Below are 21,709 nucleotides of genomic sequence, written 5' to 3' on the forward strand. Positions count from 1 at the left end.
ATATCGCTGTATTCTCCCGCCCTACCCAGGGCATCGATTTGTCGTCATCTTATCAATCGGCAATTACGATGCTCTGCCGCACCTCAAAATGCGAGAGAAACGAAAATGATTTCCCATTTCATGCTTGACCTTACGAAGCCATTGCTCGCCAAGTCGTGGCTGGTTGCGTTGTTGGGCGTTCCGTTGTTCCCAACGCCGACAGTGCAGACGCTCTACATGCCGCGCAACGTCAAGGAAGCAATAAGAAAGGGAACTCGCTCACTCGACGGCCGCCCCGGGCCCAACTACTGGGAGAATCACGGCCGCTACTCCATCTCGCTCACTGTTGCACCACCCGATCGCACCATCAGGGGCACAGAGCAGATCAGCTACTCCAACAACAGCCCGGACACGCTGAAGAGCCTCGTCATCAAGCTGTTCGTCAACATCCACAGGCCGGGAGCGCCACGTGCGGGTGGCGCTGCTGACGCGTATCTCACATCCGGCGTGCACATCGACTCGTTCGCCGTTAACGGAACTGCCACTCCGTGGGGCAACGATGCACGCACCTTCACGTGGAAGCGCGTTCCATTGAAGACCCCGCTCATGCCGCACGATTCGGTCAGGCTCGCCTTCGACTGGCACTACGAGATATCGCTGGAAGCGGGTCGCGAAGGCATGATCGATTCGACCACGTATTATCTGGCGTACTTCTACCCACGCGTTGCGGTCTTCGACGACTACAACGGCTGGGATACGATGGACTTCACGGACCAGCAGGAATTCTACAGCGACTTCAATGATTACGACGTTACGCTGAACGTTCCCGCGAACTACGTCGTGTGGGGAACTGGCACACTACTGAACGCCGCTGATGTGCTGCAGCCTGCACCGTTGCAACGCTTCAACAACTCGCTTACTTCCGATCAGGTGATCCACGTCGCGACAAGAGAGCAGATGGCTGGCGACAGCATCACCGTGCAGAAGCCGACGAACGCATGGCACTTCAGAGCCAGCAATATTCCAGACATGGCATTTGCCGTCAGCAACCACTACGACTGGGATGCCGCCAGCGTAATCGTCGATGATGCGGCGCACCGTCGCGCCAGCGTACAATCCGCGTTCAACGACACGGCCGCCGACTACCATCACATGGTCCACTTCGGCCAGCACGCGCTCGACTGGCTTTCGCATAACTGGCCCGGCGTCCCCTATCCGTACGAGAAAACGACGATAGTACAGGGTTCCGCCGACATGGAATATCCCATGATGGTCAACGACGGCAGTACGCCCGACACTGTGTTCTCCCGCTTCGTCGTCGAACACGAGATCGCACACACGTACTTCCCGTTCTACATGGGAACCAACGAGACGAGATACGGCTTCATGGACGAGGGCTGGGCCACGACCTTCGAGTACCTCATCGGGACTGCCGACCTCGGCAAGGAACGTGCTTCCACCTTCTTCCAGCAATTCCGCGTCAATGGCTGGATCCACGATCCGTCGCCACTCGAAGACCTGCCGATCGTCACGCCTGGTGACGTGCTCAAGGGTGTGGCATACGGTAATAATGCGTACGGTAAGCCTGCACTTGGATACCTGGCCATGAAGGACCTGCTTGGCGACGCGCAATTCAAGAAGTGTCTGCAGGCGTACATGGATCGCTGGCACGGCAAGCACCCGATGCCGTGGGATTTCTTCAACACGTTCAGCAACGTATCCGGGAAGAATCTGAACTGGTTCTGGAATGACTGGTACTTCAGCAACAACTACATCGATCTCGCAGTCGCGAGCGTCACTAAAGCTCGCAACGGTTACTCGGTCGTGATCGACAACATCGGTGGTATGGATGCTCCAGTCGACATTCGCGTGAAGTACACGAATGGTGATTCAGCGACGTTCCATCAGACGCCCGCGATCTGGGAAGCCAATCAACGCAGGGCAACCGTCACGATCCCGGCAACCCGAGCCGTCAGCTCGCTCGATCTCGACGGTGGGATCTGGATGGACGCGGATACCACGAACAACAAGTGGGCACGCAAGTAGTGCTGATATCATGAGCACGACCTCCGCGCGCGTGAATCCATTCTTCACCCCGAGCACGTTGCCGTTCCAGGCGCCGCGCTTCGATGAGATTCAGGAGGCTGACTACCAGCCGGCGATCGAGGAAGGAATGCGCCAGCAGATGGCGGAGATCGCGCGGATCATCGACAATCCTGCCCCGCCAACGTTCGAGAATACGCTAGTGGAGCTGGAGAAATCCGGCGAATTGCTGCACCGCGTGATGCCTGTATTCAGCGCGATTACTGGTGCCAACACGAGCGACTTCCTGCAGCAGGTCCAGGAAGATGTCGCGCCCAGACTAGCGGCGCACGAGGATGGGATCTATCTCGATCGCCGGCTGTTCGAGCGCGTGGAATCGATCTACAATCAACGCGATAGCCTGACTCTCGATGCAGAGTCGCGCCGCCTGCTCGATTGGTACTACAACGACGTCTTCGTGCAGAAGGGCGCCAGACTCGCCGAGCCTGACAAGGCGGCGCTCATGGCGCTGAACCAGGAGGCGTCGACACTCGAGACGGCGTTCGTCAACAAGCTGCTTGCGGCAGCCAAAGCCGGCGCGTTGGCACTGACCGATCGTAATGCACTCGCGGGGATGAGCGACGCCGAGATCGCGGCAGCGGAGCGAGCGGCGCTGGAGCGTAATCTCGACAACGCGTGGCTCATCCCGCTGCAGAACACGACGCAACAACCGGCGCTTCTGGCGCTTAAGAACCGTGACGTCCGAAAGCGCTTGTTCGACGCGTCGTACACCCGCACCGAAAAGGGTGACGCGAACGACACCCGCGGTCTCATAGCACGCCTTGCGCAGATTCGCGCCTCGCAGGCGAACCTGCTGGGCCATGCTAGTTACGCCGAGTGGGCATTGCAGGATCAGATGGCCCGGACTCCCGGAGCGGCATTGAAGTTCGTGCGCGATCTGGTTCCTGCCGCTACGGCCAACGCACGCGCGGAAGGCGACGCTATCCAGGCGATAATCGACGGCGACGGCGAGTCGTTCCAGTTGGAACCGTGGGATTGGGAGCACTACGCAGAGCGCGTCCGGAGAGCGAGATACGATCTCGACGAGGAGCAGATCAAGCAGTACTTCGAGCTGGATTGCGTGCTGCAGAATGGCGTGTTCTACGCCGCAACTCGTCTGTACGGTATCACGTTCCGGGAGCGCGACGATCTTCCCGTGTACCATCCGGACGTGCGCGTATTCGAGGTGACCGACGCTGATGGATCGCCGCTGACGCTCTTCTACTGCGACTTCTTCGCACGCGCCAACAAGAACGGCGGCGCGTGGATGGACAGCCTCATCACGCAGTCGAAGCTCCTCGGCGCCAGGCCGGTGATATACAACGTCGCGAATTTCATGAAGCCGGCATCGGGCGAGCCGGCATTGATCAGCTTCGACGACGTCACGACAATGTTTCACGAGTTCGGTCACGCGCTGCACGGGTTCTTCGCGGACCAGCAGTACCCGAGCCTGTCGGGAACCAGCGTTGCGCGCGACTTCGTCGAGCTTCCATCCCAGTTCAATGAGCACTGGGCGACCGAGCCAACGGTATTTGCGAACTACGCGAAGCATCACGCCAGCGGCGAGCCGATGCCTCAGGACCTCACGGAACGGATCAAGCAGGCCGAGAAGTTCAATCAGGGCTACCGGTTGACCGAGGTGCTGGCGGCGGCGTTGCTCGACATGGCGTGGCACACTCTGCCCGCCGATGCACCACTCATGGACGTCGATGCCTTCGAGACACAGGCGTTGAGCGAAAACAACGTCAACCTGCGTACCGTTCCACCGCGCTATCGCTCCAGCTACTTCATGCACATCTGGTCAAACGGCTACTCTGCCGGCTACTACGCATATCTGTGGGCCGAGATGCTGGACGCGGACGCGTACGAGTGGTTCGAGGAGAACGGCGGGCTCACGCGCGAGAACGGCGATCGCTTCCGCGCAATGATCCTATCGCGCGGTAATACGGAGGATCTCGCCGCGATGTATCGTGCATTCCGTAGCCGCGATCCACGCATCGAGCCGATGCTCGCGGAACGCGGGTTGCTTGCGGGTGAAACGCAGTAGCGAACTGACTTTAGTTATTTGACACGCCAGATGTCCAGCGTGCCGCTTGTGCTGTGATCGTTGGCGCTGCCTTCGGGCAGCGCAATCCTTCCGTCGACGACGATCGGACTGTTCCAGTGACCGCCACCGGCATCGAGGCTCGCGATCTGCTTCCCGGTGCTCGGCTCGTACACCACCAGACCGCCATTCGGATTGTAGACGTACAGCAGGCCGCCAGCTACAACAGGGCTGGTGCCCGCCGTTCCGTTCTGCCACATCGATTGCAGCTTGCCGTTGCTGAAGCTCCATGCAGCTGTCCCGCTTCCGTCCGCGACGAACATCGACGTATTGGAGTTGCTGTATAGAACTGCTGGCGCCGTGAAGAGTCGCGCGCTCCCTGGCGTCTGAATCACCTGCAGCTCGCCGCCCTTGTGAGCTGTCGCACCGCTCATCACCGACGGGTTTAGAAGTCTGATCGTTCCATCCTTGCCACCCTGCGCGATGTATCCGCCACCGAGCAGGACCGGAGATGATGATCCGACGTCCGCATCGGTTTCATCGAGCTGATCGGTGTTCGATGGTGTGTAGTTGCCGAGCAGAGCAGTCGCTGTCGGATTGAGCTCGAGAGTTGCGTCGCCCCAATACGTCTTGCCATCCCACTTCGCGTTGCCCGTGGCGACATAGATGTCTCCGGTAGTGGAGTCGATCACTGCACCGGCCCGACCCCATATCGCCGAATCGCTTTCAGGACAGGACTTGGGATCGATCAGCACGGTCTGATCGCTACACAGAGAATTCCATACGTGCAGCAGGTTGCCGCTCGCCCCATCCAGAATGGCAACGTGACCCTGATACGGTGGCGCATCTCCGATGTAGCCACCGGTCGTAGCGATCACATTTCCGTGAAAGAAGTTCAGCGACGATGCGATCTTCTCCCGCTCCGGAAGCTTTGTAATGGCGGTGCTCCAGACGGAGTGACCGTCCGCGACTGCGAGCTTTTGGATGTGCCCATCTGGCGATGCCGCGTAGATGAACTGCCGGCTCGGATCTGCTACCGGTGTCGCGGTGGTGATCTGTCGAGAGCCGGCCCAACCACTGTAACCGGAAGGTGTGTACGTCCAGAGCACCTTGCCGCTGTCGGCGTCTATTGCCAGCGTCTTTCCATATGTCGTCGTGACGAAGAACACATCATGTGTTCCACCGCTCACACTCGCGCCGTGCAGGTAGATGGCAGACGCGTCGACGGTTCCGTCTATCGAAACCTGTTGCTTCTCGAGCGATGCAACATTTGCGGCGGTAATTCCCGTCGACGCTGGATCGACGCTCGAGCGTCCAACGTCAAAGCCGAACCGGGTCCAGTCCTGATGGACCGCAGCTGGCGCGACAGCGGTTGTGGAGTCGCCCGGAGCGGTGGTTGTAGTCGCAGGCGTGCGCTCGGCCGATCCGCCGCTGCACGCAGTCAATACGAGAGAACAGATAGCCATGAGGTACTGCATTTCGCCTCGGTCGCGAGCGCGACTTGGTTGAGTCGTCTGATGGATCATGTCCGGCGTCTGGCGCACGGAACGATCATCGGCCCGACCTGCATCGGCCGTGCCGATGATCGTTCGACGCTATTGCACCTCTCAATCCTTGGCACCGAGCCACTTCCTTACCATCTCCGCGACGCGCTCGGCCGCAGGCGGATCTTGGTTGGCAAGTACTATCAGGTCGTAGCCACCCGGCAGATCGCCTTCGACATCGCCGTTGAGTCCAACTGATCCGCCCGCAGCCCCCAGACCAGCTGGCGGTCCTGATCTGATCCTGTGCGCACGCAGAGCCTGGAGAAATGCGAGCAGGTCGTGCACCGTGGAATAGCCGCCACCAGCTGAGCTGCCCCGTCCCGGAAGGTCAGCACTGTTGCGATGAAGAGATACTCCGGCCGGCGCCGTTTCATCGCCACGTGTATATCCGATGGCCGTATTGGGTGGCAGCGAATCAACCTCGTACGAAGCGGTTCGCATCATTCCGGCTGGTTCGAATATGTGCTGCTGAACGTAAGTGTAGTAATCTTGCCCCGATAGCCGCTCGATCAGCAGGCCGAGTACGACGTACCCAGCATTGGAGTATGCGGTGCGCGTGCCAGGTTCGAACTGCATCGGTGCGTCGACGAACAACGGGAGGTAACTCGCGAGCGTACGGATGTCATTTCGCTTTCCGCTCGCCGGTGCCGCGAAGATGTTGCCACCGATTCCCGATGTGTGTCGCAACAGCTGCCGGATCGTCACCTTGCCGGCGACTTCCTGATTCGGATAGTCCGGCCAGTACTTCACGAGATTGGAATCCAGATCGAGCTTGCCGTCGTCGCGAAGTTGCATGATCGCGATTTGGGTGAAGATCTTGTTGATCGAGCCAATGTTGAACGCGGTTTCCAGATTGTTCGGTCGCCCGGCTTCGCGGTCGGCCATGCCGTATGCGCGCTGGAACACCGGAACGCCGTTCCTGGCAAGCAGCGCCACACCAGAGAATTCGCCAAGTCCCGCCAGGCTGTCGAGTGAATGGGACAGGCGGCTGATCAGCGCTGGCTGCGATACGGCTGGTTGTCGGAGTCGCCCTGGTGAGGGCTGCTGAGCACCGAGGAGTTGTGACCCGGCGACGAGCATCGCCGCGATGATGGCACGAGATGAATCACGCATGGAGAATCAGTACCTACCGCCTGCAGGAGTCTCCGATACCGGGCTGTGGCAGCAAGCCCTCGATCCCGCCCACTACTCCCCCAGCACCGGTTCGTACTCCGTGATGACAGGCGGCTCCAGGTGGCTCTCGCGCGACAACACCCGTGCGCACGTATTCCAGCGCAGGATCGAGTCGTCGTTCTCCGGCGGACGAATCGCCTCCGCCTTCTCGTACCACTCCATCGCCTCGCGGAACGCATTGTACGCCATGGTGCTGCTGCCCATTGCCACGCGACGCAGCAGCTCCTGGCCGTGTCGCTCCGATGCAATGCCGGTGTAGTAGGCGCGCTGATATGGATCTGTGATGCGGGCCAGGGCAGCGCGCACTTCGTGCATCACGCGGCCGTGCCCTGCCGCAAGCTGGTCCGTGAGAGCCAGTACCAACATCACTATCACCTGTTGATTGTCGGGCTCTATCGCGAGAATATCCCGGCAGATGCTCTCGGCCGCCCATGACTCATTGAGCAGTCTGTAGCGTTCTGCCTTCTGAAGAGCACTGGGAATCGCCGCTCGCGAAATCGGCTTCAGTTGGAATTTCTCCGTCATGATGAGACCCTCGCTGGTTCCTTGTGACGAAACAGACTGACTAGTTTGTGCAGCGGATCGTAGTGCTGATCGACGACACGCTCCTTGAGCGGAATTATCGCGTTGTCGGTGATCGTGATGTTTTCGGGACAGACCTTGGTGCAGCACTTGGTAATGTTGCAGTAACCGATGTTGTGCTTGTCCTTGAGGTCCCCTGTGCGATCCAGCACATCGAGCGGATGCATCTCGAGCTGCGCCGCGTGCACGAGCAATCGCGGTCCTACGAATTCATCATGCAGATGATGATCGCGTAACACATGACACACGTCCTGGCACAGGAAGCACTCGATGCATTTCCGGAATTCCTGAATCCTGTCGACGTCGCCCTGCGCCATGCGCCACGTTCCGTCCGGTGCATCCGGCGCGCGCGGCGTGAATTGTCTGATGCGCTTCTTCTGGCGAAAGCTCGAGGAAACGTCGGTAACCAGATCACGCACGAGCGGAAATGCACGCATCGGCTCGACGGTTATCGGCTTGTCGAGATCGAGCTGATTCAAGCGAGTCATGCACATGAGTCGCGGCATGCCGTTGATCTCGGCAGAGCACGAGCCGCACTTGCCGGCCTTGCAATTCCAGCGGACCGCCAGATCGTTGGCGCTCTCCGACTGAATCTGATGGATCGCGTCCAGCACGACCATCCCGTCGGATACTGCGGTCCGGTATTCCTCGAAGTGCCCTGACGTGCCGTCGCCACGCCACACCTGAAATGTGATCGTCTGAGCGATAGTTCCGGCGCTCTCGTTGCTCCTCGCAGCAGCACGGGCTCCGCTCTCGGCGACATCCCGCATCTGTGATTCCGTAGCAGTCATTTCTGCTCCTCGATTATCTGCTTCAGATCATCGCGCATCTCCGGCAAGGGAACGCGTGAGACCTGCATCCTGCCGTCGGGCCCGCGAGTCACAACCGTGTTGAAATGCGCGAATGCGGGGTCTTTCTCCGGATAATCATCTCTGAAGTGGCCACCGCGACTCTCCTTACGCTCGAGCGCGGAGCGTGTTATCGCCTCGGAGATCGTGAGCAGATTCGCGAGATCGAGCGCGGTATGCCATCCCGGATTGTACTCCCGATTCCCCGGCACGGACACCTGCGAGGCCCGAGCGCGCAGAACAGCGAGCCCGCTCAACGCCTTCTGCATGTCTTCTTCCCGGCGAACGATGCCGACGAGATCCTGCATCATCGCCTGGAGATCGTGCTGCACCTGATAGGGCCCCTCGACGCTGTCGCCCTCCCGCTCGAACGGCTCGAGTGCGTAACTGGCCAGCACGTCTATCGCATCCTGATGCGGCGGGACGGCGGGATTCTGACTCGCGAACAGTGCCGCATGTTCCCCCGCGCGCTTCCCGAAGACAAGCAGATCGGACAGCGAGTTTCCACCCAGACGATTCGCTCCGTGCAACCCCGCGGCGCACTCGCCTGCCGCGAACAGACCGGGCACGGTCGACATCTGCGTATCGCCGTCGACGCGAATGCCACCCATCACATAGTGCGTCGTAGGGCCGACTTCCATCGGCTCCTTTGTAATGTCGATGTCGGCGAGCTGCTTGAATTGATGATACATGCTCGGCAGCTTGCGCTTGATGTGCTCTTCCGCATTCGGCAGCTTCGATCCGATCCACGAGATGTCGAGAAAGACTCCGCCGTGCGGACTGCCTCTCCCCTCGCGCACCTCGCGCATAATGCAACGCGCAACGTGATCGCGCGTGAGCAGCTCGGGCGGACGACGTGCACTCTTGTCGCCCTGCGTGTAACGCCAGCCTTCCTCTTCGTTATCCGCGGTCTGGCTGCGATAGTTCTCCGGAATGTCGTCGAACATGAAGCGACGCCCTTCGTTGTTCACAAGAACGCCGCCCTCGCCACGAACGCCCTCCGTCACGAGAATTCCGCGCACACTCGGCGGCCACACCATCCCCGTGGGATGAAACTGCACGAACTCCATGTCCTGAAGCGCAGCGCCTGCATTGTACGCGAGCGACTGGCCGTCGCCAGTGTACTCCCAGCTGTTGCTCGTTATGCGGTAGGCGCGGCCGATTCCACCCGTAGCCAACACTACCGCTCCGGCGACGAACACCTTGAAGCGCCCGCGCTCCCTGTCGTACGCGAGCGCTCCCGTGACGCGATTACCGTCACGCAGAAGCGAGATCACGGTGCATTCCATGTTCACTTCGACAGGCTGGTGGATCACGTAATCCTGCAGCGTGCGAATGATCTCGAGTCCAGTGCGATCGCCAACGTGCGCAAGACGCGGGTACTTGTGACCGCCGAAGTTACGCTGAAGAATCCGTCCGTCGGGAGTTCTGTCGAAAACGGCGCCCCACGCTTCCAGCTCCCGCACGCGGTCCGGTGCCTCGCGCGCGTGCAGCTCTGCCATGCGCCAGTTGTTGAGATACTGCCCGCCGCGCATGGTATCGGCAAAGTGAACCTGCCAGTTGTCTCGCTCGTCGGTGTTGGCGAGTGCGGCTGCAACGCCACCCTCCGCCATTACCGTGTGAGCCTTTCCCAGCAGCGATTTACAGACGAGCCCGACAGATGCGCCGGAATGTGCAGCCTCGATCGCGGCGCGAAGTCCGGCGCCGCCCGCTCCGATCACCAGCACATCGTATGTATGGGTCTCGTACACGGTCATCTAGAAGAGCCTCACGTCGTGCAGGATTCCCATCGAGCAGAGTCTCACGTAGAGATCTGTGAACGCTACCCAGAAAAGACTGAGCCATGCCCAACGCATGTGACCGCGATTGAGACAGCTCACGCAGTCGTAGCACTGTTTGCGCACGGGCGCGCCAGCCAGTCGGTCTCGATAACCGCCTACAAGATGGCGCAACGAGTGACAGCCGAACGTGTAGCCGCCGAGCAGGATCACGTTGAGGGTGAGGACCAGCGTGCCGACTCCGATGCCGAAGTGGGTTGCGCCAGTCGCTGGATCGGGAAACCACATAGCGACGTATGCGTCGTGCGCAAGAATGACGATGAACACGAGCGCGACGTACATGAAGTAGCGATGCACGTTCTGCAGAATGAGCGGGAACTTCCGCTCGCCGCGATAGCTCGTGCGCGGTTCTCCGACCGTGCAGTTGGACGGATCCGCCCAGAACGCCTTGTAGTACGCGCCACGGTAGTAGTAGCATGTGAGCCTGAATCCAGCCGGCAACGGCAGGATCAGCAGCGCGGGCGTAAACGGAAGGAAGCTCGGGATCCATCCCGGCCGGCTGCCCTGAATCCACGCATGCGGTGAATTCGCGAACAACAGCGGCGAGTAGAACGGCGACAGGTACGGACCGTATTCGTAGTGCGCGTTCTGAAACGCGGCCCACGTCGCGTACACCAGGAATGCGCTCAGGATCACGAAGACCACGAGCGGTTGCAGCCACCACGTGTCGCGCCGCATGGTCTCACCCCAGCCGCGGCGCGTCAACTGAACCACTTCAGACGCCATGAAGTGCTCTCTCTTGAGGGGCTCTATTTCAGGACAAAGTACTCCGCAGGGTCAACGGTGGATAGAGGATTGCGAGCGTCAGACCCGCCGCCTGCCGGTCAGTCCTACAGGTCTTCCGTCAGCCGGCGTCCTCTGATATGACCGAAAACGCCCCCTCGCCACGCGTCGCATCCGCGACGGCCGCCCGCAACGGTTCGGCGTTCGCGCGTGGTACTCGCAACCGATACCGAACATTCACTCCGTACTCCTGTTCCAGAACCTCGGCGCCAAGCGAAGCGATTGCCTGTTGCACAACGGAAATGGTCGGATATCCGATCGACAGCATCACCTCGGCGTAATCCACCCGCTCAGCGAGCGGGAGAGACTCGAGCGCAAGCAGCACGATTCCGCCATACGCCTTGACGAGACCGCCGGTACCGAGCTTTGTCCCGCCGAAATAGCGCGTTACGACGGCTGCAATCTCGCCGACTCCGCTGTGCAGAAGAACCGTGAGCATCGGTCGCCCTGCGGTTCCGTGCGGCTCGCCGGCATCGCTCATTCCTATCACGTTGGTGTTTCCCGGCGGTCCGGCGACGTAGGCCCAGCAATTGTGACTCGCATCCGCGAACTCCGCACTCATTTCCCGAATGAAAGATTGGGCTGCACCGGGACTGTCCACACGACGCACCGTGCATATGAACCGACTCCGGTCGATCCTCTGCTCGACTCGATGATCGGCGGCTGGCACCGGGTAACGCGCAACCTCGTGCATCATACAATCGTAGCCACGCGTGCAACCGTTGCACGACTGGATTTGTCCAATGTCCTGGTTCCGGCCAGCTGCCCCGGTCCTGCGGTGAGGAGTCCCCCTTCCGCACGACTTCACCCCTCCGTTCCCAGGTGATAGTATTGGTATCTTCCAGAGCAGGTTGTCACAGTGGGGCGATCCCAACCCCGCCCCCAGGAGAGTGCTCAAAATGACCTCACCGCGAAGCGTCGGGATCACCACCTTGCTGGCCGTCATGGCGGTGGCTGCCTCCGCCACCGCGAGCCCCGCGGCAGCCCAAGCCACCACCGTCGCTGCTGCCGCTGCACCCGGCGAGGCGGCAGCAATCGCCAGGGCAAGAGCCGACAGTGCCCGCCTGCCCTACACCAAGGCGGACATCGACTTCATGACCGGCATGATCGGCCACCATGCCCAGGCCATCGTCATCTCCAGGTGGGCCCCTACCCACGGCGCCAATTCGTCGGTGCAAACGCTTGCCTCACGAATCATCAACGCACAGCAGGATGAGATCCGGACCATGCAGCAATGGCTCCGCGATCGCCAACTGCCCGTCCCGGATGGCCATGCCGGAATGATGATGAGCGGCTCCGACATGTCGATGGGCGACATGAAAGCCGGGCCATTGATGCCGGGCATGCTCTCCGACGCTCAGCTCAAGGAGCTCGACGCTGCACGAGGCCGAAACTTCGACCTCCTGTTTCTCAGAGATATGATCCAGCATCATGAAGGGGCGATCACGATGGTGAAGCAACTGTTCGATTCGTACGGCGCGGGCCAGGACGAAATTGTGTTCAAGCTCGCCACCGATGCGAACGTCGATCAGGCTACGGAAATCGCACGAATGCAGAAGATGCTCGTTGCAGAGATGTTTGGAGCAGACACAGAGCAGTAACCGCAGAAGTCCCAGCAGTCAGCGCCATCATGCCCCACCCAACATCACTAGAGGAATCAGCTATGTCGTTCGTGCACCAGTCGCTCCGCTCGAGAGCGCGATCAAGTCTGGCAGCAGTTCTCAATTTGTCGGTAGCAATCGCCATGGCCGCTGCCGTTTCCGCTCAGGCTCCCGCAGCAGCTGCACAGGAAGTATCGCCGGCCGCCAACATGGCCGCAGGTGAACCGATGCCGGATCCGCGCGTCGGCCTCAAGGCTGGCGCGGCAGACGCCGGCCAGGCTTCGTGGAACCTCAAGCTCATGTCTTCCAATGCGCCGCCACCCAAGTTCGTCGGCAGTACCAATTCTGATCTGGCCTTCATCGGGCCGTACGCGATCCAGGGCAACTACAACGGCTTCCAGATATGGAACGTTGAGAATCCGGCCCAGGTGTCGCTCAAGACGTCGTACTACTGCCCTGCATCACAGAGCGACGTCTCCGTCTACAGGAATCTCCTCTTCGTTTCGAGCGAAGCAACCAGCGGGCGCCTCGATTGTGGTGGAGAAGGCGTAAAGGATACGGTCAGCAAGGAGCGCTTGCGCGGCATCCGCATCTTCGACATCAGCGACATCAACAATCCGAAGTACATCTCCAACGTGCAGACGTGCCGAGGCTCGCACACGCACACCCTGCTCGTCGATCCGAAAGACAAGGACAACGTCTACGTCTATGTCTCCGGCTCCGCCGGTGTCCGCTCGCCGAACGAAATGGCCGGCTGCTCCAAAGTCACGCCGGACAAGGATCCCAATTCGGCGCTCTTCCGCATCGAAGTGATCAAGGTCCCGCTCGCGCATCCGGAAAAGGCCGCTATCGTCAGCTCACCGCGCATCTTCAATGACCTGGTTGCGCCACCGGAGCACGGCGCTGCATCAGCAGACATCAGCGAGATCGCCGCTGCCCGCGCCAAGGGAGCGTTCATCGCGAACATCCTGGGCAATGACATGGTGCTGCCGACAGGGTTCGCCAACCACATGCTGGACAGCATCGTAACTGCGCGCGGCGGCACTGGAGCGCCAACCGCTGCGGACAGCGCAACACTTCGCACCGCGCTTCCCGACATGATCGCCAAGATGATCGGGCCGCGCGGCAAGACTGGCCCCACGCAGTGCCACGACATCACCGTCTATCCCGGCATCGGTTACGCCGGTGGTGCATGCGAAGGCTACGGAATGCTGCTGAACATCAAGGATCCGGCACACCCGGTACGCCTCGACGCGGCATCCGATTCCAATTTCTCGTACTGGCACTCCGCGACGTTCAACAACGACGGCACCAAGGTGCTGTTCTCCGATGAGTGGGGCGGCGGTGGCCAGCCCAAGTGCCGCGCAACCGATCCTCGCGATTGGGGCGCCGACGCGATCTTCACGATCGCGGATAACAAGATGCACTTCCAGAGCTACTACAAGCTCCCCGCACCACAGACGTCACTCGAGAACTGCGTCGCCCACAACGGCTCGCTCATACCGATTCCCGGACGTGATGTGATGGTGCAGGCGTGGTATCAGGGCGGTGTCTCCGTGTTCGACTGGACCGACGCGACGCACCCGGTCGAGATCGCATACTTCGATCGTGGCCCGATGGACTCCACCCGCATGGTCACCGGCGGCTTCTGGTCTGCCTACTGGTACAACGGCAAGATCGTCGGCTCGGAGATCGAGCGCGGTCTCGACGTGTTCGAGCTGCAGCCAAGCGAGTACCTCTCGCAGAATGAAATCGACGCTGCGAAGACCATTCACTTCGATTATCTGAACGTTCAGGGACAGCCGAAGATCGTCTGGCCGGCAAGCTTCGCGCTTGCACGCGCCTACGTCGATCAGCTCGAGCGCTCCAAGGGCCTGGCTTCCGACAAGATCGCATCTGTCCGCCAGGGACTCACCAGTGCTGAGAGCGCATCAGGCGCTGCGCGACGCGCGTCGCTCACCAAGCTGGCCGCACAGCTCAAGGGTGATGAAAACGGATCGTCCGACGCATCCAAGGTGAAGATGCTCACAGGCGCCGTTACACAGCTGGCATCAGCATCGCGCTGATCGTCATCTGATTCAGGAAGTAGAAAGCCTGCACCAGCGTCGACACGCTGGTGCAGGCTTTCTATTTGGGTTCGCTGTCGTTCCCAGGCAGCTCCACCACGATGTACGTGATCGTGTCCCACGCATTGTGGATGCCGATGAAGAGCAGAAGGAGCGCCGCTGCACCCATCAGGAACAGCGCCGCGTTTTCATCCCTGAGCAGCAGCATCGCTGCAACCAACAACGCTACATACGAGATGAACGGAAGCGCCACGTGCCAGATCCAGTCCTCCAGCACAGGCACATAGTCGGGCTGCCGTTTCGTTCGCCTCGCGACCAGCAGCGCGTACACCGCGCCGGCAATTCCGCACGCGCCGATCAACAGCGCCACGTACGACAGGACGTGCCATGGCGCACTCATCGCAGCCGACACGAGCAATACAGCGCAGAAGTGCACGATGTTTGGAGTTCCGAATGCGTCGATCGTCTCCGTGCTGCTACGTCTGCTCGTGTCGTTCACGAGCGCCATTACGACGAACTGGAGCCCAGTCAGCGCAGCCGCCGCCGATCCGGTGATCACATAGAAGCTTCCCCAATCACTGAGCGAGGCCTCTGCCAGATTCTGAAACATGGTCCCTCGTGCGGATGCGCATTCTTCGCGGCACTGAACGCCGCGCCGCCACCCCGAAGCTGCGCCAGATCGGCCCAAAGATCAATCCGCGGCGAGCCGCTGGCAGGCCCGGCTGTCACTCGATGGAGGCTGGCCCTCGAGCCCGTAACTTCCTGTAGATTTCCCCGATTCGGCACTGGTAAATCAGCCTCTGGGCCTACAGCGGCCCGGTTCGGTAAACCACCCTCAGTAGAGGTAGTTCTCCATGCATCGCATTTACAGCTATGCGTTGGCCGCTGCCGCGGTCGCGCTCTCACCCTTGACGACCACCGTCCAGGGACAGCAGGAAGCATCCCGCAGCATTGCAGGCGGGGGCATCTCCATTCCAGGCTGGACCGGGAAGATCGACGCCAGTGCCGCCAAGCGGGGCTCGACCCTGAAGGACGCCAAGCTCTCCAAGGACGGCGACGCCCTGCACGTGACGACCGGACCTGCGGTTGCATACTGGAATCCGTCGGACAAGGCAAGCGGCGACTACACCGTCAGCGCGACGTTCCGCGAGCCCAAATACATGTCGCTCAACGACCACCCGCATCCGTACGGTGTGTTCATCGCCGGAAACGACATGGGCACCGATAACCAGACCTATCTCTACTGCGCCGCGTACGGCAACGGCAATTTCATCGTTCGTGGCTTCGGTCCGGCTCCTTTCCAGATGAACGGCCGGGAAGGCGCCGCCAGCCCCGCAGTGCACAAGGCTGCCGGCAAGGATCAGCCAGTCGAGCAGTTGATCGCACTTTCGGTGAAGGGTGATAAGGTGTCATGCTCGATCAACGGCACCGAAGTCGCCAGCTACACCAGGGCCGAGCTGGTCGCGCCAGGCAAGCTCAAGTCGACCGACGGCGTGTACGGCATCCGCTTCGCGCACAACACCGAAGGCCTCGTCACAGGCCTGGCCGTCAAGAAGTAGAAGCGCAGTAACGCTGTTCGTATGGTGTCATATCGCTGTCGTGACACTATGCGAACAGTCCGGAACCCCGTTTGATTTGCGACATCGCCACGGAGACTACCATGACTTTCGCTGAATCTCTCGCTGAATCTCGCGCTGACACGCATCCCGAAACAAAATCTGGAACGAAGGCGAAGCCTCACGGTGAAGTAGTGCTGATGGTCGGAACGGTCAAAGGCGCATTCTTCATCTGGTCCGACGCCGCGCGCACCAGTTGGCGCATCGACGGACCGCACTTCCCCGGTGAATCCGTGTACGCGCTCGCTCTCGATCAACGCAACGGCCGCCACCGCCTTCTTGCTGGGACACGTAGCTTTCACTGGGGCAGTGTCGTGCGCTGGAGCGACGACTTCGGGCAGAGCTGGACCGCACCCGATCGTCAGAACGTCAAGTTTCCAGCCGGCCTGGGCGTATCGCTCGTTCAGGTCTGGCAGATCCTGCCGGGCCGTGCATCTCAACCTGACGTCATCTACGCCGGCGTCGAGCCCGCTGCGCTCTTCGAGTCGCGCGACGCTGGCGAGACGTGGGACATGGTCCGCGGCCTGCACGACAATGAGGACCGCCCCAAGTGGCAACCCGGGGGCGGTGGATTGTGCCTCCACACCATAGTCGTCGACCCCAACGATGCCAGACGCATGGCGATCGCCGTTTCCAGCGGCGGATTTTACAGAACCGACGACGGCGGCAATAACTGGCAGGCGCGAAACGTCGGTGTCCGCGCTGAGTTTCTACCCGACAAGTACCCGAAGTTTGGACAGTGCGTTCACAAGGTCGTGAATCACCCGGCGCGTCCGGAGCGTCTCTTCCTGCAGAATCACTGGGGCCTGTACCGCAGCGACAACTGGGGCGATTCGTGGACAGATATCGCGAACGGCGTTCCGTCCGACTTCGGCTTCTCCATGCAGATGCACCCGCACGATCCGGACACGGTGTACATCGTTCCCATCCAGTCGGATCAGTTTCGTTGCGTGCCCGAAGCAAAGCTGCGCGTCTATCGTACGACCGATGCCGGCGCATCGTGGAAGCCGCTGGCGAACGGTCTCCCGCAAAAGGACGCATACGAAACCATCCTCCGCGATGCACTGAGCGCCGACTCGCTCCCATCAGCTGGCATCTACTTCGGCACACGCAGCGGCAAGCTCTTCGGCTCGGCCAACGACGGTGAAAACTGGAACGAGATCGCCGGCGGACTGCCATCGATCGTCTGCGTCAAGGCGGCTGTGGTCGGCGCTCCAGTCAGCTGATCGTGGCGATCACCATCGAGATCCCCTCGGCGCTCCGATTACACTCGCGCGGGAGCGCCGTCGTCACCATCGATACGCACGAACAATCGTGCGATTCCGTCGGCGCCGCCCTAGGCGCGCTGGAGTCGCGATATCCGGGCGTACTCGACCGCGTGATGACCGAAGAAGGCGATCTTCGCCCGCACGTCAATGTATTCGTCGACGGCGAGAACAGTCGTTTCGCGGATGGCCTGTCCACTCCTATTCGCGACCCCGCAACAATAACGATTCTCGCCGCTATAAGCGGGGGATAGCGCCGGCCCGTGGCAGCGAGCGTTCTTGCGCGCGTCGTATTTGTATTGGATATTTTATCCGAAATCTGACAGCGAGGCGGCGATGCGCAAATTCATGCTGGTGGCACTCGGTATTTCACTCGGCGCAGCTCCACTAGCCGCCACTGACACCTATCCGCGACAACCAGGCGTCGACGTCCAGCACTACAGGTTCGCGCTCGCCCTCAATGATTCCACCAACGAAATCAGCGGCGACGCCACCATCACGGTCCGATTCACGAAAGGCGGCCTCACCGGCTTCTTCCTCGACCTCGCCACGCCCGCCGATGGCAAGGGCATGACCGTCACCAGTGTCACCCGCGACAGCAGCTCACTGCGCTACACCCACACCGGCGATCATCTCACCATCAGCCTCGCCACACCGACAATCGCCGGCGAGCTGCGCAAATTCACCGTCGCGTATCACGGGATTCCGGCGAGTGGACTCTACATCGGCAAGAACAGCCATGGCGAGCGTGCGTTCTTCTCGTGGAACTGGCCCGACAAGGCGCGCCAGTGGCTTCCGATGATCGATCATCCATCAGACAAGGCAACCAGCGAATTCATCATCACCGCACCGGCAAAGTACGCAGTGGTGTCCAATGGCCTTCTGCAGGATGAGATACTGCTCGGCGACGGTCGCAAGGTCACCCACTGGAAACAATCGGTCCCGATCGCATCGTGGCTCAACGCGATCGGCGTCGAGCAGTTCGCCGTGCATCACGCGGGCATGGTGAAGGGCGTCGAGCTGCAGACCTGGGTCGCGCATCAGGACCGTGACAATGGAATCACAAGCTTCGAAGAGCCGGCACGACAGGCCCTCGAGTTCTACAGCGAGCACATCGGCCCATACTCGTACGAAAAGCTCGCCAACGTAGCAGCGGCATTCGGTGGAGGCGGTACCGAGCACGCGAGCGCGATCTTCTACGGCGAAAAGGTGGTCACGGACAGACCTGCAACCGCAATCGTCGCGCACGAAGTCGCACATCAGTGGTTCGGCGACTCCATCACCGAGAGCGACTGGGACGATGCATGGCTCAGTGAAGGTTTTGCAACGTACTTCACGCTGCTGTTCACGGAGCACTACTCCGGCCGCGATGCATTCGTGTCCGGACTCGTGCGCGCGCGCACGACTGCGCTGGCCGCCGAGCAGAAGTACAACGAGCCCGTGGTCCACAGAAATATTTCGGATCTTCGCGGCGTCATCCCGCCGCTCGTTTATCAGAAGGGCGGATGGGTGCTTCACATGTTGCGCGCGCAGCTCGGCACGGACACGTTCTGGAAGGGCATCCGCGAATACTACGCCCGCTATCGCAACTCCAACGCATCCACCGACGACCTGCGTCGCGTGATGGAAGAGGTATCCGGCCAGAAACTGGGCTGGTTCTTCGATCAGTGGCTCAATCGTGATTACTCGCCGGCGCTCACCGGAACGTGGAGCTACGATCCAGCTGCACGGAAAGTCTCGATCGACCTCACGCAGACGCAGTCAGGCGGCGTATATCGGCTGCCACTCGACATCGGACTCGTCGGTGACAGTGCGGGCGTCGCACCCCGAATTGCAAGGATCGAAATGACGGGAGCATCTCAGCACTTCGAGATTCCGGCTGCTTCGCCACCACGGGATGTCGTCCTGGATCCCAATACCTGGGTTCTGATGCAACCACCCAAGTTCACCAAGCGGTAGCGCAACCGCTGGCGCGCACAGCTCCTACAGCAGAATCTCGGATGATGGAGCCACCGCGCTCGCTTGCTCATTCGTGAATGGTGCCATGCGTCCGCGCGCTGCCACGGGCCAGACTCCTGTCACACGATCGCCGTCCACCGCGTACAGCGCATCGTTCAGATGCACCACGATGCAGACGTGATTCGGCACGATGCGAACGGTGTCGCCCACGCGCGGCCGCCAGTCTGTCCTGGACAGGTCGAGTATTCCGTGCTCCTCCGACATTGCCGACACGAGAACGTCCTCGTGTCCCATCAGCGCGCCGAACCCCTCACCGTTCACACCGCGCATTGGCTCGCGGCCGAGTGCCTTGGATCCTGCATCGACCACAGCCTGTCCCGGGACAGCCGTGCTCACTACGGTCGCGAGCACCGTGAATGCGCAATCGTCCCACTTGCACGCGCCGACCGCCGCCGTCGTACGATCATTGAACACATAAGTACCTGGCCGAAACTCCGTTACCAGTGGCATCTCATGCGTGCGCCACGCAGTCGGCGTCGATCCACCGCTCACCGTCGGCGGCTTGAGCCGAGCCTGCTCGAGAGCTGAAACCACTTCTCCCAGAACCTCGTTGAGAGCGGAGATCTTCGCACTCTGCTCATCCACCGTTTCGCGAATGTGGCCTGGATAGAAGCAGATCCCCGCATACTCGAGCGAGCTTTCAGCAGCAACACGCTCCGCGAGCTCCACGACCTGTTTCGCCGTCGTGACGCCCACCCGATGCATCCCGACATCCATCTCGATGTACACTCTGACTGTACGATTCGCACCAGACGCGGCGTCTGCGATCCAGTCGATCGCCGCCGCCGAATCCAGCGCCGTCACGATGCTCACGGACCTCGGCAACATCAGCAACCGATCGATCTTGAGACCGAGCGGTGGATGCGCGAGCAGCAGGTCCGAGGCGACCGAACTCATGATCTCCATCTCGCGCGGCGTCGCGCAGGTCAGTCCCGCGGCGCCACAACGCATCTGCGCGGCACCGATCACAGTCGTCTTGTGAGTCTTTACGTGCGGCCGGAGCTGCAGCTTGTGCAACCGCGCATAATCAGCCATGCGGTCGAGGTTGCGCTTGAGGCGTGACACCTCGACCAGTGGAGCAGGGGTCTCGATCTGCGCGATCTGTTGCGGTAACAATCCAGAAGGGCTGCTCGCATCATCGTTGAGCTGATTCATTTATTATTTGTCCCGGGCCATGCAGCACGACGTAGCTGACTACATCAAACTAGGCCGAACCGACTGGCGGTCAACCGGAAGCGATCAATCAGCCGGAAGCATCTGGGGATTCCACGCAATCTCCCACAGATGCCGATCGGGATCCAGAAAGTATCCCGCATAGCCCCCGTAGAACGTATCCTGTGCCGGCTTTACGATTTCCGCTCCGGCGTCGCGTGCCTGCTGCATGACGACATCGACCTCTCCCTTTGACATTACGTTGTGCGCCAGCGTGAAGTCGGTCGAATTCGGAGTCCCCTGCGAGAGTCCTGAGTCATTCGCCATGCTCCTGTGCGGCCAGAGCGCGAGTTTCAGTCCGTACTGAAGATCGAAGAACGCCACGGCTCCATTCTCGAATTCTTCGCCGACGATTCCTGGAGTTTCGAGACCCAGACCGTCACGATAGAAAGCGACGGCGCGCTGCAGGTCATCCACGCCCAGCGTGATGAGAGTAATGCGAGCTTTCATTCGGGTTGGCCACTTGATGATTGAAGTGCCTGCAAGTCGCCGTTACACACGCTTCTGCGCGAACATCTCCGCATTGAAAGCCTGCGACGCGCGGCGTGGTATCGTCAGCGTCTGCCATGTGCCGGAAGCAAAGTGCTTCGCAAGAAATACGATCTGTCCGACGTGATACGCACCGTGCGTGAGCTGCCTGTTTATCGCCTTGACTACAGAGTGAGGCTCGGCTCGTATGTATATCGTGTTTTCCAGATCTTCCGGAGTGAGCGCGTTCAACGTATCGAACGCACATTTCCATCCGTAATCCCACGCTTCTTGTAATTCGGCTCGAGTCATCGAGTCGCTCATCTCGAATTCGGAGTCGCGATCGCGGTTGGCCTTTTCACCGTCAGATGTGAGAAAATCGGTCCAGCGGGAACGCAGATTCCCCGCCACGTGCTTTACAATCACCGCCATGCTGTTGGACTCGGCGTCCAGCGACATGAAGAACTGTTCATCCGTTACCTGCGCCATCGCGCGGTCCGCGAGATCCTTGTACGTGCTGAATGTCTTGATGGCGCTCTGCAGATATTCCGATTCGATGCTCATGTGCACTTCTCCGCGCTGACGATGC

Annotated in this window: 19 protein-coding genes; 8 read left to right on the plus strand and 11 right to left on the minus strand. The window is 60.6% G+C overall.

Annotated features, from left to right (window positions below; translation table 11 throughout):
• Positions 1 to 120: 120 nt before the first annotated feature.
• Both V4529_04485 and dcp read left to right on the plus strand, forming a co-directional pair.
• Positions 121 to 2,025: a M1 family metallopeptidase gene (locus tag V4529_04485; GenBank protein ID MES2357580.1), complete on the plus strand. Its 1,905-nt coding sequence runs from the start codon at positions 121 to 123 to the stop codon at positions 2,023 to 2,025.
• Positions 1,973 to 4,108 carry a peptidyl-dipeptidase Dcp gene (gene dcp, locus V4529_04490; GenBank protein MES2357581.1) on the plus strand — a complete coding sequence of 712 codons (2,136 nt, stop codon included), beginning with the start codon at positions 1,973 to 1,975 and terminating at the stop codon, positions 4,106 to 4,108. Before V4529_04485 ends, dcp begins: the two co-directional genes overlap by 53 nt.
• Positions 4,109 to 4,122: 14 nt before the next feature.
• On the opposite strand, the gene V4529_04495 is transcribed toward dcp, so the two are convergent.
• From V4529_04495 to V4529_04525, 7 genes are all read right to left on the minus strand, one after another.
• The gene (locus tag V4529_04495; protein MES2357582.1) at positions 4,123 to 5,571 is read right to left on the minus strand and encodes a PQQ-binding-like beta-propeller repeat protein; all 1,449 of its coding nucleotides are present in this window, start codon (positions 5,569 to 5,571) and stop codon (positions 4,123 to 4,125) included.
• 141 nt (positions 5,572 to 5,712) lie between these two features.
• Entirely contained in the window at positions 5,713 to 6,762 is a 1,050-nt protein-coding gene (locus tag V4529_04500; protein MES2357583.1) for a serine hydrolase domain-containing protein, read from the minus strand.
• A 72-nt stretch (positions 6,763 to 6,834) separates the two neighbouring features.
• Complete coding sequence (locus V4529_04505) at positions 6,835 to 7,347, minus strand: hypothetical protein (GenBank protein MES2357584.1); 513 nt, start codon at positions 7,345 to 7,347, stop codon at positions 6,835 to 6,837.
• Positions 7,344 to 8,111, minus strand: a complete 768-nt coding sequence (locus V4529_04510) for a succinate dehydrogenase/fumarate reductase iron-sulfur subunit (protein ID MES2357585.1) — start codon at positions 8,109 to 8,111, stop codon at positions 7,344 to 7,346. Before V4529_04510 ends, V4529_04505 begins: the two co-directional genes overlap by 4 nt.
• Positions 8,112 to 8,191: 80 nt before the next feature.
• Complete coding sequence (locus V4529_04515; GenBank protein MES2357586.1) at positions 8,192 to 10,009, minus strand: fumarate reductase/succinate dehydrogenase flavoprotein subunit; 1,818 nt, start codon at positions 10,007 to 10,009, stop codon at positions 8,192 to 8,194.
• Complete coding sequence (locus V4529_04520; protein MES2357587.1) at positions 10,010 to 10,816, minus strand: succinate dehydrogenase; 807 nt, start codon at positions 10,814 to 10,816, stop codon at positions 10,010 to 10,012.
• Positions 10,817 to 10,934: 118 nt separating this feature from the next.
• Positions 10,935 to 11,570 carry a YigZ family protein gene (locus V4529_04525; GenBank protein ID MES2357588.1) on the minus strand — a complete coding sequence of 212 codons (636 nt, stop codon included), beginning with the start codon at positions 11,568 to 11,570 and terminating at the stop codon, positions 10,935 to 10,937.
• A gap of 202 nt (positions 11,571 to 11,772) precedes the next feature.
• Here V4529_04525 and V4529_04530 point away from each other — a divergent pair, with 202 nt between their 5' ends.
• Positions 11,773 to 12,474, plus strand: coding sequence for a DUF305 domain-containing protein (locus tag V4529_04530; GenBank protein MES2357589.1), 702 nt, complete (start codon positions 11,773 to 11,775; stop codon positions 12,472 to 12,474).
• Positions 12,475 to 12,536: 62 nt separating this feature from the next.
• Positions 12,537 to 14,540: a hypothetical protein gene (locus V4529_04535; GenBank protein ID MES2357590.1), complete on the plus strand. Its 2,004-nt coding sequence runs from the start codon at positions 12,537 to 12,539 to the stop codon at positions 14,538 to 14,540.
• Positions 14,541 to 14,601: 61 nt separating this feature from the next.
• Here the strand turns inward: V4529_04535 and V4529_04540 are convergent, their stop codons facing one another.
• Positions 14,602 to 15,150, minus strand: a complete 549-nt coding sequence (locus V4529_04540; protein ID MES2357591.1) for a hypothetical protein — start codon at positions 15,148 to 15,150, stop codon at positions 14,602 to 14,604.
• A gap of 244 nt (positions 15,151 to 15,394) precedes the next feature.
• Between V4529_04540 and V4529_04545 the strand changes: the two genes are divergently transcribed.
• The 4 genes from V4529_04545 to V4529_04560 all read left to right on the plus strand — a co-directional run bounded on the left by V4529_04545 (position 15,395) and on the right by V4529_04560 (position 19,380).
• The gene (locus V4529_04545) at positions 15,395 to 16,099 is read left to right on the plus strand and encodes a hypothetical protein (protein ID MES2357592.1); all 705 of its coding nucleotides are present in this window, start codon (positions 15,395 to 15,397) and stop codon (positions 16,097 to 16,099) included.
• A 101-nt stretch (positions 16,100 to 16,200) separates the two neighbouring features.
• Positions 16,201 to 17,382, plus strand: a complete 1,182-nt coding sequence (locus tag V4529_04550) for an exo-alpha-sialidase (GenBank protein ID MES2357593.1) — start codon at positions 16,201 to 16,203, stop codon at positions 17,380 to 17,382.
• Positions 17,383 to 17,384: 2 nt separating this feature from the next.
• Positions 17,385 to 17,675 (plus strand): MoaD/ThiS family protein, encoded by a 291-nt coding sequence (locus V4529_04555; GenBank protein ID MES2357594.1) that lies wholly within the window; start codon positions 17,385 to 17,387, stop codon positions 17,673 to 17,675.
• Between the two features lie 82 nt (positions 17,676 to 17,757).
• Entirely contained in the window at positions 17,758 to 19,380 is a 1,623-nt protein-coding gene (locus V4529_04560; GenBank protein MES2357595.1) for a M1 family aminopeptidase, read from the plus strand.
• A gap of 24 nt (positions 19,381 to 19,404) precedes the next feature.
• On the opposite strand, the gene V4529_04565 is transcribed toward V4529_04560, so the two are convergent.
• From V4529_04565 to V4529_04575, 3 genes are all read right to left on the minus strand, one after another.
• Positions 19,405 to 20,595 carry an alanine racemase gene (locus tag V4529_04565; protein MES2357596.1) on the minus strand — a complete coding sequence of 397 codons (1,191 nt, stop codon included), beginning with the start codon at positions 20,593 to 20,595 and terminating at the stop codon, positions 19,405 to 19,407.
• A gap of 84 nt (positions 20,596 to 20,679) precedes the next feature.
• Positions 20,680 to 21,102 (minus strand): VOC family protein, encoded by a 423-nt coding sequence (locus V4529_04570; GenBank protein MES2357597.1) that lies wholly within the window; start codon positions 21,100 to 21,102, stop codon positions 20,680 to 20,682.
• Positions 21,103 to 21,144: 42 nt separating this feature from the next.
• Complete coding sequence (locus tag V4529_04575; GenBank protein ID MES2357598.1) at positions 21,145 to 21,684, minus strand: DUF1572 family protein; 540 nt, start codon at positions 21,682 to 21,684, stop codon at positions 21,145 to 21,147.
• Between the last annotated feature and the right edge of the window lie 25 nt (positions 21,685 to 21,709).

The organism is Gemmatimonadota bacterium, assembly GCA_040388625.1.
Lineage (GTDB): Bacteria > Gemmatimonadota > Gemmatimonadetes > Gemmatimonadales > Gemmatimonadaceae > Fen-1247.